The sequence below is a fragment of the Arsenicicoccus sp. UBA7492 genome (genome assembly GCF_002479615.1).
Taxonomy (GTDB): Bacteria; Actinomycetota; Actinomycetes; order Actinomycetales; family Dermatophilaceae; genus Arsenicicoccus; species Arsenicicoccus bolidensis.
Genome location: NZ_DLOE01000012.1, coordinates 1 through 12054 on the forward strand (window position 1 = coordinate 1; position 12054 = coordinate 12054).

General features: G+C 71.5%; 12 protein-coding genes. 3 read left to right on the forward strand and 9 right to left on the reverse strand.

Annotated features, from left to right (window positions below):
• Positions 1 to 129 precede the first annotated feature (129 nt).
• Positions 130 to 693, reverse strand: coding sequence for a nucleotidyltransferase family protein (locus B4E97_RS03395; protein ID WP_286958704.1), 564 nt, complete (start codon positions 691 to 693; stop codon positions 130 to 132).
• Positions 694 to 779: 86 nt separating this feature from the next.
• Between B4E97_RS03395 and B4E97_RS03400 the strand changes: the two genes are divergently transcribed.
• Positions 780 to 905: a hypothetical protein gene (locus B4E97_RS03400; protein WP_286958706.1), complete on the forward strand. Its 126-nt coding sequence runs from the start codon at positions 780 to 782 to the stop codon at positions 903 to 905.
• 56 nt (positions 906 to 961) lie between these two features.
• Here the strand turns inward: B4E97_RS03400 and B4E97_RS03405 are convergent, their stop codons facing one another.
• The 4 genes from B4E97_RS03405 to B4E97_RS03420 all read right to left on the reverse strand — a co-directional run bounded on the left by B4E97_RS03405 (position 962) and on the right by B4E97_RS03420 (position 5947).
• Positions 962 to 1288: a type II toxin-antitoxin system PemK/MazF family toxin gene (locus B4E97_RS03405; protein ID WP_286958707.1), complete on the reverse strand. Its 327-nt coding sequence runs from the start codon at positions 1286 to 1288 to the stop codon at positions 962 to 964.
• A complete protein-coding gene (locus B4E97_RS03410) occupies positions 1285 to 1491 on the reverse strand; it encodes an antitoxin MazE-like protein (protein WP_029210098.1) in 207 nt (68 codons plus the stop codon). The genes B4E97_RS03405 and B4E97_RS03410 overlap by 4 nt, the downstream gene beginning before the upstream one ends.
• 405 nt (positions 1492 to 1896) lie before the next feature.
• On the reverse strand, positions 1897 to 2076 hold the full coding sequence (locus tag B4E97_RS03415) for a hypothetical protein (RefSeq protein WP_286955585.1): 180 nt from the start codon (positions 2074 to 2076) through the stop codon (positions 1897 to 1899).
• Positions 2077 to 2476: 400 nt separating this feature from the next.
• Positions 2477 to 5947, reverse strand: coding sequence for an ATP-binding cassette domain-containing protein (locus tag B4E97_RS03420; protein WP_286958708.1), 3471 nt, complete (start codon positions 5945 to 5947; stop codon positions 2477 to 2479).
• A 140-nt stretch (positions 5948 to 6087) separates the two neighbouring features.
• Between B4E97_RS03420 and B4E97_RS03425 the strand changes: the two genes are divergently transcribed.
• Positions 6088 to 6651 carry a YbhB/YbcL family Raf kinase inhibitor-like protein gene (locus B4E97_RS03425; RefSeq protein WP_239266004.1) on the forward strand — a complete coding sequence of 188 codons (564 nt, stop codon included), beginning with the start codon at positions 6088 to 6090 and terminating at the stop codon, positions 6649 to 6651.
• 111 nt (positions 6652 to 6762) lie between these two features.
• Positions 6763 to 8199: a GuaB1 family IMP dehydrogenase-related protein gene (locus tag B4E97_RS03430; RefSeq protein WP_286958709.1), complete on the forward strand. Its 1437-nt coding sequence runs from the start codon at positions 6763 to 6765 to the stop codon at positions 8197 to 8199.
• Between the two features lie 24 nt (positions 8200 to 8223).
• Here the strand turns inward: B4E97_RS03430 and B4E97_RS03435 are convergent, their stop codons facing one another.
• From B4E97_RS03435 to B4E97_RS03450, 4 genes are all read right to left on the reverse strand, one after another.
• Entirely contained in the window at positions 8224 to 8766 is a 543-nt protein-coding gene (locus tag B4E97_RS03435; RefSeq protein WP_286958710.1) for an isochorismatase family protein, read from the reverse strand.
• 119 nt (positions 8767 to 8885) lie between these two features.
• Positions 8886 to 10295 carry a sugar porter family MFS transporter gene (locus B4E97_RS03440; RefSeq protein ID WP_286958711.1) on the reverse strand — a complete coding sequence of 470 codons (1410 nt, stop codon included), beginning with the start codon at positions 10293 to 10295 and terminating at the stop codon, positions 8886 to 8888.
• 124 nt (positions 10296 to 10419) lie between these two features.
• Positions 10420 to 11232, reverse strand: a complete 813-nt coding sequence (locus B4E97_RS03445) for a TrmH family RNA methyltransferase (RefSeq protein ID WP_286955579.1) — start codon at positions 11230 to 11232, stop codon at positions 10420 to 10422.
• A 13-nt stretch (positions 11233 to 11245) separates the two neighbouring features.
• Positions 11246 to 12013, reverse strand: coding sequence for a sulfite exporter TauE/SafE family protein (locus tag B4E97_RS03450; protein ID WP_286955578.1), 768 nt, complete (start codon positions 12011 to 12013; stop codon positions 11246 to 11248).
• Positions 12014 to 12054: the final 41 nt, after the last annotated feature.

Below are 12054 nucleotides of genomic sequence, written 5' to 3' on the forward strand. Positions count from 1 at the left end.
CGGAAGCGTCAGAAGAGCCACAATTGGAGCGCTGTAGGGCGTCCGTGGCCACCCAGGCGTGCGCACCCACGGGAGGCGCCCCCTGGTCGGACCGACGTCCGTGCGAGGGGCTGTCATGAACTCTGGTCGCTACCAGGGCTCGACGGTGAGGCTGGGCCACCGAGCGGCATACTCGCACGCTTTGGCGTCATAGACCTGCTTGGGCGCGAGGCGACGGTGCGGGCGGAGGTGCATGCCGAGGACATCGTCGAGGCCGAACGGTGCATAAAGCCGTAGCCCGGACTCGTCCCTGGTGACGCCGACGCAGCAGGCCGTTGAGGCGAAGGCCCGGATGGCGTCGGTGGCGCTGCTGAAGGGAGGGCAGGGCTTCCCGAACTTCTCTTCGTACCAGAGGTGCACGCGTGCCTGGTTCCGGACCTCGAGCGGTGCTGGGACGTCCGCCATGAGCTCATCGGCGGCGCGGATGACGACGTCCTCGGCCTCCCAGCTCAGGTCGGAGTCGTCGTGGTAGAAGACGTCGTAGTCCTTGATGCCGTACCCGGCGGGCTTGCCCTCGACGGAGTTCCAGACGTTCTGAAAGACCGCACCCGCCGTCAGCCACCATTCCGTCAGGCCCAATGATGGGAGGCGGTCCAGGACCGCGGCACACACAGGGTCGGCGAGCACCGCCGCCAGCACGATCTCATCGTGCACGTCCGAGGAGTGGCCCACCGCGTCAGCGTCTCACAGGGTCGGCCTCGCGCTTGGTCGTCTGGTCATCGGGCGCGAGACTGGGGCCCATGGGCACCTGGCTTGCATGGGGGGGGCTGCTCGAGGACGTCAAGCGAGCGGCGGAGGCCGACGACCGCTCGGTCTCGGCGTGGATCCGCCGAGCCGTCGAGCACGAGCTGTCCCGCTCCGCCTAGAACCTCTGACGTCCGACGCGCGGCAAGAGCGGATGACGTCGGGTCTGCTAGGTGGCCTATCTGGCCAGACCGAGGAACGCCATCAGGGCCCGTTTGACCTCTACGAGGCCTTCGGGAGTCAGCCGACCCACACGAGTACCGACGTTCTCGCGGCGAACGGTAGTGATCTTGTCGATCATGACGTGGCTCTCGTGCTGCAGGCCGGTGAGGTCGTCCGCGACGACGCGAACGCGTAGCAGAGGAGCATCGACCAAGGTCGTCGTCAGCGGCATGACCGTCACCGAGGCGGTACCGGCGAACAGGTCGTCCTGCACGATCAGCGCAGGCCTGGGCTTGGACGCGTACACGCCCCCAGCCACGGTCCACAGCTCGCCGCGTCTCACTCCTCGTCCCAGGACGCGCTGATCGCCTCGACGAACGGCTGGTCATCGGCCAGCTCGTCCGAGCCTGCGACGATCCCTGCCTGACGGTGCGCCTCCTGCGCAAATCGCTCGCTGCGCACGTCAGGGACCCAGATCTGCACCGGCCGAAGGCCGCGTGCACGCATCCTGCGCCGGTACTCACTGACTCGATGCTTCACCGTCATGCCCACCACGTTACATGTAACAAGCGTTCAGGACCGATAGGTGAAGCGCGCTGCCATCGGCATGAGCGGACGTTCCGAGCCCGACCCACGCTCCGACCCTGACGCCAGACCACCGGAATGGCTCGACGACCAACGTCCGTGAGGAAGTCGTCGAGCGTCTTCGCCATGTCGATCACGTTCCCGTCAGTGCTCGTTGGGCTCACGAGCTTGTCCAACAGACACACGGCGGGGTCGTGCTCCACAACCAGGACGCGGGCTTCGTCGACGGTGCGCGTCGACGCGCTGGGCGACGGGTTCGGGACACTGCGGGCCGTATGCCGTGGCGGGGCCGCCGCGGGGGCGAGCTGACCACCCTGCTGGACCGCCAGCCTCGAACCAACAGACAGGGATCGAGGTGGTGCCGGGTCAGCGCTGAGCCCGCGCCGTGTCGAGCACGACCGAGGTGGAGCCGACCTCGGTGCACGTGAAGGTGATGTCACCCTGGACGAAGTCCTCCCCCTGCGCGCACACGTTGTCTCCTTCGCCGACCTGGATCGTGGCGGTGCCGCCCTGGGTGGCCTCGGCCAGCCTGATCTTCTCCCGCACCCTCCTGAATCGGCCCTGCGAGTTCAGCGAGCGCGGCAGGTCGTGGAACTCGGTGCCTGAGATCTCGAGGCGGCAACTGCCGCTGCTGTCGCACCGACTGCTCCACGAGCCCGTCTCGCACGCTGAGAGCAAAAGCGTCGCGGCGACGGTGCCAAGAGCGGTGGCGAGGTGACGACGAGACCTGGTCATGGGCACGACAGCAGTATAAGGGTGAGGCTAGAGGGTCACGGGTCGACCGTCTCGCCGACCGGCGCGCCGCCGCAGCGTTGTCGTGCACCGCGAACGCGGACATCGTTCTGCAGCTCAGGCAGGTCCCGCGGGTCTGTCGACTCCCAGGTGGTCAGTCGGAGTCGGTCAGTGGTGAGCACCGTGGTCCGCACACCCCACAACCTGGCCTGGCTCACCCGGCGAGGTGTCCCCAGCGTCCGGCGAGGTCGGACCAGGGACCGACCTCGGCGACGCGGCCGTCCACGACCACGACGACGACGTCCGCCTGCGCGAGCGCCGCGCGCTTGGAGCTGGCACCGACGACGGTCATCGACCGGGCGCGCAGGGCCTGCCACAGCTCGATCTCGGTGCGCGCGTCCAGCGCCGAGGAGACGTCGTCGGCGAGCAGCAGCTCGGCGTCGGCGGCGACCGCTCGGGCCAGGGCCAGGCGCTGGACCTGACCGCCGGACAGGCGGACCCCGCGGTGGCCGACGAGCGAGTGGGCCCCGCCGGCCTGCTCGACGTCCGGTCCGAGCCGCGCCACCCCGATGGGGCTCTCGAAGGCACGGTCGAAGCCGAGGCGGACGTTCTCGTCGAAGGTCCCCGACAGCACTCGGGGCACCTGTCCGACATACGCGACCTGACCCGGCCGCAGGAAGACCTCGGGGTCGGTGATCTCCTCGCCGTTCCACCGCAGGGAGCCGCGGTGGTCGGCCAGCCCGGCGACGGCGCGCAGCAGGCTCGACTTACCGGAGCCGACCTGCCCGACCAGCAGCACGAGCTCGCCCCGGTCGATGTCGAGGTCCACGTCCTCGACGCCCACCGTGCCGTCCTCGTGCACGGCGGACAGCCCGCGCATCGACAGGCGCCGCAGCGGCACGCGGGGGGTGGAGGCCGGCTCCGGGGCGGTGCCGGCGACCAGGTCGACGTCCGTCGGCAGGGCGACGAGGTCTGCGCCCCCCGCCATCCGGCTCGTCGCCACCTGCCAGGCGCGCGTGCCCGGGGCCTCGGTGACTACGGCGCCGGCGACCCGGCCGAACCAGTCGAACCCGTTGACCGCGCTGACCACCAGCAGCGCGGTGGCCAGGCCCCACCGGCCCGTCAGGACCCCGGCCCACGCCGCGACGGCGCCGGCCTGGACCATGACGGTGGGCACGCCGTCGAGGAAGGCCTGGACCCGGTGCTCGCGCACCGCGGCCGCCACCCGTCCTGCGTCGACGTGGCGCAGGTGGCGGCGCACCTCCGGCATACGGCCGGCGAGCTTGACCGTGCGGGCCGACTCGAGCACGGACACGAGGACCCGGCCGAAGCGGGCTCGGGTGGCCGAGGCCTGGGCCGCGGACCGCCCCGCGACGGGACGACCCACCGCGGAGGCGGTCGCGGACGCGGCCATGACGACGAGCAGCACGAGGCCGGCCAGCCAGGTCCCGGCCGCGATCGCGGTGACCAGGCAGATCAGCAGGCCGTTGACGAAGTCGACCCACCGGTCGGCGTAGCGCGCGTAGCGGTCGGAGTCCATGGCCCGGGCCACGACCTCGCCGGCGGGGACGCGCTCGAGGCGGCGCTGCCCGGTCTGGCCGACGAGCACGGACATGCGTACCCGGAGCAGGACCTCGATCCACCAGCGGGGGTAGCGCACGACCGCCGAGGCGAGGGCCACCGGGCCCAGGAGCGTGACGGCCACGACGAGGCCCAGCCACCACCACGGGGAGGCGCCACCCTGGAGGGCCTGCACGGTGTGGCCCCAGGCATAGCCCGTGATGGCGCCCAGCGCGCCACCGAGCGACTGCGCGAGAAAGAGCGACGCGGCGAACAACCCCCACGTCGGTCGCACCGCGAGCACGTTGAGAATGCCTCGGGCCAGGGACGATCCGGTGCCCGGGTCACGGGGGTTCGGGGGCTCGCCGCGCCGGCGGACGGTGCCCAGAGCGGTGACGGCGGTGCTGCCCTCGCGGGCGACCGGGGTCGCCTCGCCCTCGGGCCGAGGGGCCGGGCGCACGTCCGTCTCCCGCGCCGCCTCCAGGAGCGTGAGGAAGGGGCCGGGCTCGGCGGCGAGCCGGGCCCGCTCCCCCGCCTGCACGACCCGGCCGTCCGCGAGGACGGCGACGAGGTCGGCCCGGGCGATCGTCGACAGCCGGTGCGCGATGAGGATGCCGGTGCGGCCGTGCAGCAGCCGCTCGGACGCGGCGACGACGCGGGCCTCGGTGAGGGGATCCATGCGGGCGGTCGCCTCGTCCAGCACGACGACCTGGACGTCCCGCATCAGCAGCCGGGCGAAGGCGAGCAGCTGCTCCTCCCCCGCGGACAGCACCGTGCCGCCGGGTCCCAGCAGGGTGTCGATGCCGTCGTCGAGACCGGCGACCCAGTCCCCGAGCCCCAGCTCGGCCACGACCTCCTCGATCCGGTCGCGGGGCGCGTCGGTGAACAGCGAGATGTTCTGCGCGAGGGTGCCGGCCAGGATCTCGGTGCGCTGCGTGACGACACCCACGGTGCGACGGAGCTCCTGCAGGTCGAGGTCCAGGACGTCGATCCCGCCGAGGAAGACCTCGCCCGGACGCGGGTCGACCGCGCGCGAGACCAGCGAGGCGAGCGTCGACTTGCCGGACCCGGTGCGTCCGACGAGGGCCAGGGTCTGCCCCGCGGGCAGCGTGAGGTCGACGTCGCGCAGCGCGAACGCGCCCTCGGCATACGCGAAGGTCGCGCGGCGGAACTCCAGGGTCACCGGGCCAGGCGGCAGCTCCTCGCCGCCGTCCGGCTCCGGCTCGACGGCCATCATCTGGCGCAGGCGCAGGATCGCGCCGAGCCCCGCCTGCAGGTCGGGCAGCTGGTCGGCGACGCGGCCGATGTAGCCGACGAACGTCGCGGTGATGAGGAACAGCGTGACGAGCTGGGGGACGGACAGCCGGTCGGTCGTGGCCAGCATGACCCCGACGGCGGCGACGGCGGCGAGCAGGGCGTGCAGGATGACCCCGGTGCGCAGGGTCACCGCGCGCTCGAGGGAGAGGACCTCGTGGAAGCGCCGGTGCACCTCGGCGGACAGAGCGGCCAGACGGCGTATGGCGAACGCCTGGCCGAGGCTCGTCCGCAGGTCGTCCTGGGCGGCGATGCCCTCCTCGAGGGCTGCGGCATGGTCGGTCCACGCGGCCTCCTCCACCACCTTGCGCCGGGCGATCTCGTCCAGGAGGCCGCGCACGGACAGGATGGCGGCCGCCGCGAAGACCGGGAACAGGAGCACCGACGGCCACCAGGTGAAGCCGGCGACGACGAGCATCGGGACGATCGAGACGATGGCGCGCAGCATCATCCAGACCTGGATCCGCACGAGGGAGCCGACCTCGCGGGTGTCGTCGTCGACGCGGTCGAGGATCTCCCCCACAGGTTGCTCCGACAGCGTCGGGAGCGGCTGGCTCAGCGCGGCGTCGAGCAGGTCGTCCCGCAGCCGCCCCTCGGCCCGGTCGGACACGGCGGCCCACAGCCAGCGGCCGAGGGTGTCGACGGCGGCTCCCCCGATGACGCAGGCGGCGAGCACCCACAGGAGGGTCCACGAGACCTGGTCGGCGAGCCGCCCCGCCACCACGGTGCCGAGCGCCGTGCCGACGGCTCCGGTGGTGAGCGCCAGGAGTGCCGCACCGGCCGTGGGGCTCCGGAGGCGGTGCCAGGTCACGGTGCGGTGATCAGCGGGGCGAGCACGGCGGCCGGACACAGTCACGGCGGTCGAGCCTACGCGAGCGAGGAGCCCGACCACCACGGACTTTCGGTGCCCCACGCTGGGTGCGCTCGGAGGGCTCGGCATAGGGTCGGAGCATGAGCTCCCTCGACCGACCCATGGCCCCGGACCCCTACGAGCTGCTCCCCCAGGTGGCGTCGTTCACCGTCACCAGCGAGTCCTTCGACGACGGCGCGGACCTGCCCGACGCCCAGCTCTTCGACTCCTGGGGGATGACCGGCGACAACCGGTCCCCCCAGCTGAGCTGGACCGGTGCTCCCGCCGAGACCCGCGGGTATGCCGTCACCTGCTTCGACCCGGACGCCCCCACGCCGAGCGGCTTCTGGCACTGGCTGCTCGTCGGCCTGCCCGCCGACTGCACCTCGCTGCCCGAGGGCGCGGGCGCCGAGCGTGGCAAGCACCTGCCCAAGGGCGCGTTCATGATGGCCAACGACTACGGCCTCAAGGCGTTCGGCGGTGCCGCCCCGCCCGCCGGCGACCGCCCGCACCGCTACATGTTCGCCGTGCACGCCCTCGACACCGACGACCTCGGCCTCGACGACACCGCGAGCGGCGCAGCGACCGGCTTCACGCTGGGCTCGCACACGCTGGCGCGCGCCGTGATCACCGGGATGTGCGAGGTGCCGGGCGACGACGCCTGAAGCGGCGCCTGAGTCCGGAGTCCGAGCCCCGGTCCGAGTCCCGGTCCGAGCCCGGGGCTGCGCCCGTGGCGGGCCGCTCGTGCGGGCAGTCCTCGCAGTAGACTCGGACGAGTGCGCTTTCTCAACGGCCTGGAGCCGAGCTTCGACCTGACCTACGACGACGTCTTCATGGTCCCATCCCGGTCGTCCGTCACCTCCCGCCTCGACGTCGACCTGTCCACCGACGACGGCAGCGGCACGACGATCCCCCTCGTGGTGGCCAACATGACCGCCATCGCGGGGCGTCGCATGGCCGAGACGGTGGCCCGTCGAGGCGGGCTGGTCGTCATACCCCAGGACATCCCGACCGACATCGTCGCCGAGGTCATCGCGGACGTGAAATCGCGCCACCTGGTCTATGACACCCCCATCTCGGTCAAGCCGCACCACACCTGCGGCTACGCGCTCGGCCTGCTCCCCAAGCGCGCGCACGGCGCCGCGATCGTGCAGGTCGACGACCGGCCCGTGGGCATCGTCACCGAGAACGACCTCGTCGGCGTCGACCGCTTCACCCAGCTGTCCGAGGTGATGAGCACCGAGCTGCTCACCGTCCCGGTGGACACCTCGCCGCGCGACGCCTTCGCCCTGCTGCACGACCACCACCGCAAGCTCGCCCCCGTCGTGGACGCCGACGGCCGGCTCGTCGGTCTGGTCACGCGTCAGGGCGCGTTGCGCGCCTCGCTCTACGCCCCCGCCACCGACGACCAGGGCCGGCTGCGGATCGCCACGGCCGTCGGCATCAACGGCGACGTCGCCGCCAAGGCCGCCGCTCTCGTCGAGGCCGGCTCCGACCTGCTCGTGGTCGACACGGCCCACGGGCACCAGGACAAGATGATCGAGGCGCTGCGCGCGGTGCGCTCCACCGGCATCGACGTGCCGATCGTCGCCGGCAACATCGTCTCCGCCGACGGCGTCCGCGACCTGGTCGAGGCCGGAGCGGACATCATCAAGGTCGGCGTCGGCCCGGGTGCCATGTGCACCACCCGCATGCAGACGGGCGTCGGTCGCCCGCAGTTCAGCGCCGTCCTCGAGTGCGCCGCCGCGGCCCGCGAGCTCGGCAAGCACGTCTGGGCCGACGGCGGCGTCCGTCACCCCCGCGACGTGGCTCTCGCGCTGGCCGCCGGGGCGTCCAACGTCATGATCGGCTCGTGGTTCGCCGGCACGCTCGAGTCGCCCGGCGACCTGCAGCGCGGCAGCGACGGCCGGGCCTACAAGGAGTCCTTCGGGATGGCGTCCAAGCGCGCCGTCGCCAACCGCACGGCCGCGGAGTCGAGCTACGACCGCGCCCGCAAGGCGCTGTTCGAGGAGGGCATCTCGGCCGCGCGCATGTACGTCGACCCGGCCCGCCCCTCCGTCGAGGACCTGATCGACGAGATCGTCTCCGGGGTGCGCTCCTCCTGCACGTATGCCGGCGCCCGCTCCCTCGCGGAGTTCCACGACCGCGCGGTGGTGGGGATCCAGAGCTCGTCCGGCTACGCCGAGGGACGGCCGCTGCACCAGTCCTGGTGACCCCTGCGCGGTGAGCGTGCTGTGTCAGCCGCCGAGGGCGTCCGCCGTGGTCGTGACGCTGCCGCGGACGCCTGGCAGGACGGTGTTGTCGGCGTGCAGGTTGAGCATGCTGATCGCCTGCTCGGGCGCGTACTCCGCGCCCCACTGGCGCAGGTCGCCCGTGGTGTGGGCGTCCGCGACGAGGGTCATGGGGTAGCCGCGGTAGAGCCCGCCGTAGAAGGTGCTGCGGATGCAGGCGTCCGTCTGGGCGCCGCACAGGACGACCTCCTGCGCCCCGACCTGCCGGAGCTGGTCCTCGAGGTCGGTGTCGGCGAAGGCGTCGCCGTAGCGCTTGTCGACGACAGGCTCCTCGCCCGGGTCGAGCTCGCTCACGATCTGCCACCCGTCCGAGCCGTGGACCAGCTCCTGGTCCGCGTTGTGCCGCACCCAGATCACGGGGACCGAGCGCTCACGCGCCCGGTCGACCAGGGTACGGACGTTGCCGATGACGGTGTCGCTGTTGATGGACTGGGCCATGACGTCACGCTGGACGTCGACGACGAGCAGGGCTGCTGTGGTGTCGGTCATGGCTCGACGCTAGCGACCGTTGCGGACGGAATCAGTCCTGAGACCGTCCCGTCCGCAACGAGCCGCAGACGTCCAGCACCTGGCCGCACCCCGCGAGGCGGCGGCCCGTCATACGACCGTCAGTGCATGACCGGGGTGGGGCCACCGGCCGAGTCGCGGGGGTCGTGGGTGAGGCCGAGCTTGGCCTCCATCTCCTCGAGCGGCACGCCCTTGGTCTCGGGCATGACCTTGAGGACCCAGAAGAGCTGACCGACCATGAACACCAGGAAGATCGCGAACGCCACGCCGCCGCCGAGGGCGCCGATGATGGGCGGGAAGAAGGTCGAGGTCAGCCACGCGAACACCCAGTGGGTCAGCGAGCCGAGCGACTGGCCGCGGCCGCGGATGCGGTTGGGGAAGATCTCGGAGATGAAGACCCAGATGACCGCGCCCTGGCCGAACGCGTGCGCCGCGATGAAGACCAGCAGGCCGATCAGCACCAGGATGCTCGAGGTGGAGTCGAAGGCCCCGCCCTTGCCCTTCTCGTAGTAGAACATCAGGCCGGACAGGAAGCCGAGGCTGATCAGGTAGCCCACGGAGCCGATCAGCATGAGGCGCTTGCGGCCGATCTTGTCGATCACGGTGAGGGCGGTCATGGTGGCGACGAGGTTCATGAAGCCGACGGCCACCGACATCAGGAAGGCCGCGTCCGTGGAGGCGCCGGCCTTCTTCATGACCTCGGGGGCGTAATAGAGGATCGCGTTGATGCCGGACATCTGGTTGAACATCGCGATGGTGAACGCGAGCAGGATGACCTTGCGGTGCTCCTTGACGAAGAACGGCACGGAGGGCGCGTTGGCCGCGGACGCGAGCGATGAGTTGATCTCCTGGATCTGGAGGTCGGCCTCCTCGCGCGTCTGGGTGAGCCGGCCGATGACCTCGCGGCCCTCCTCGTCGCGGCCGTTGGCCATGAGCCAGCGCGGCGTCTCGGGGACGGCCGTCAGCATGATCAGGAAGATCACGGCGGGGACGGCCATGACGCCGAACATCCAGCGCCAGTCGGTGGCCTCGTCGTTGATGATGATGCGGATGAGGTAGTTGGACAGGTAGGCGAGCAGGATGCCCAGCACGATGTTGAACTGCACCAGCCCGACGAGGCGACCGCGGACCTTGGCCGGGGCGATCTCGGCGGTGTAGATCGGGGCGCACACGGAGGCCGCGCCGACGCCGATGCCCCCGAGGAAGCGGAAGATCGACAGGATCAGGATGTTGGGCGCGAAGGCCGTGCCGAGGGCGCCCAGGACGTAGAGGATGCCGATGACGAACAGGACCTTCTTGCGGCCGAACTTGTCCGCGGGCTGACCCGCCGTCAGCGCTCCGAGGATCGTGCCGAGGAGGGCGACGCCCACGGCCCAGCCCAGCGCCGAGTCCGACAGGGAGAACTGGGCCTTGAGGGCCTCGGTGGTGCCGGAGATGACTGCGGTGTCGAATCCGAAGATCAGACCACCGAGCGATGCGACGAGAGCGCTGCGCAGGACAAGTGGCTTCATGGCGCATGATCCTGCCCCCACCGACCCCGCATCGCGCGCCGAAAAATGGTGCAGGGACGCGGTTTCGACGATCGTGACCCGAGCGATACCTACCGGGCCGTCAATCGGGCGGTCGCCCGGCTGGTCAGACCCCTACCCGCAGCGCCCACATGGCCACCGCCGAGGCCGCCGCGACGTTGAGCGAGTCCACTCCCCCGGCCATCGGGATGCGCACCACCGAGTCCGCCGACGCGACGGTCCGCGCGGACAGGCCGTCGCCCTCGGTGCCCATCACGACCGCGAGCCGCTCCGGCGGCGCGGCGGCCAGCTCGTCCAGGGACACCGAGTCGTCGCTCAGCGCCATCGCGGCGACGTGGAAACCGTTGTCCCGCAGCAGGTCCACGCCGGCAGGCCAGGGGTCGATGCGGGTCCACGGGACCTGGAAGACCGTGCCCATCGACACCCGGATCGAACGTCGATAGAGGGGATCGGCGCACCGCGGCGTCACCAGGACGGCGTCGACCCCGAGCGCCGCGGCCGAGCGGAAGATCGCGCCGACGTTGGTGTGGTCGACGATGTCCTCCAGGACGACCACGCGCCGCGCAGCCTCCAGCACCGAGCCCACCGTCGGCAGGTCGGGGCGCTGCATCGACGCCAGCGCACCACGGTGCAGGTGGAAGCCCGTGAGGTCCTCGATGATGGGGTGGGTGCCGACATACACCGGGATGTCGCAGGACTCGGCCCAGGTGACGAGGTCGGCGAGGTCGGTGAGCCAACGCTCGGCCATCAGGAAGGAGCGCGGCCGGTGCCCGGCGGCCAGCGCGCGGCGGATGACCTTGTCGCTCTCGGCGATGTAGAGCCCGCGCTCCGGCTCGGTCCGGCGCCGCAGCGCGACGTCGGTCAGCCCCACGTAGTCGAGCAGTCGGGGGTCGGCGGGGTCGGTGATCGCGATGGGCACCGAGCAAGCCTAGTCAGGGAAAGACGACGAGCTTGACGATCGCGGCAACGCCCACGACGACGATCACCGCGCGCAGCGCCGCGGCCGAGATGCGGGTCCCGATCCGGGCGCCGAGCCAGCCGCCACCGAGGGCACCGAGGGCGATGAGCGCCGCCACGTCCCAGCGCATCTGGTCGCGGGCGACGACGATGAAGACGATCGCCGCGACGAGGTTGGTCAGGTTGGACAGGACGACCTTGACGGCGTTGACCTGCTGCAGCGGGTGCGGCAGGAGCAGGCTCAGCAGCGAGATGAGGATGATCCCCTGCGCGGCGCCGAAGTAGCCGCCGTAGACGCTCGTCGCCCCCACGGCCGCCACCGCCAGCCGCGTCCGCCGGGGGCTGACCACGTCCTGGTGCACGGCCTTGGTCCACCGGTTGATGCGCGGCCCGAGCACGACGAGCACCAGCGCCAGCGCGATGAGCACGGGCACGATCACCCGGAACGCCTCGGCCGGCAGTACCAGCAGCAGGACGGCCCCGGTCACGGCGCCGACGCACGCGGCGGGCAGGAAGCGCCGCAGCAGGTCGCCGAGGCCGGACAGCAGCGAGCGGAAGCCCGGGATGCTCGTGATGGCGGCGGCGCACAGCCCGAGGCTGTTGGAGATGTTGGCCGAGACCGGCGGGATCCCGAGCAGCAGCAGCGTCGGGAAGGTGATCAGCGTGCCTGACCCGACGACGGTGTTGATGGTCCCGGCGCCGAGACCGGCGAGGACGATGACCAGGGCTTCCCACAGCGACACCCGGCCACCATAGGTGGTGACCGGGTGTGCGTGCCCCGACG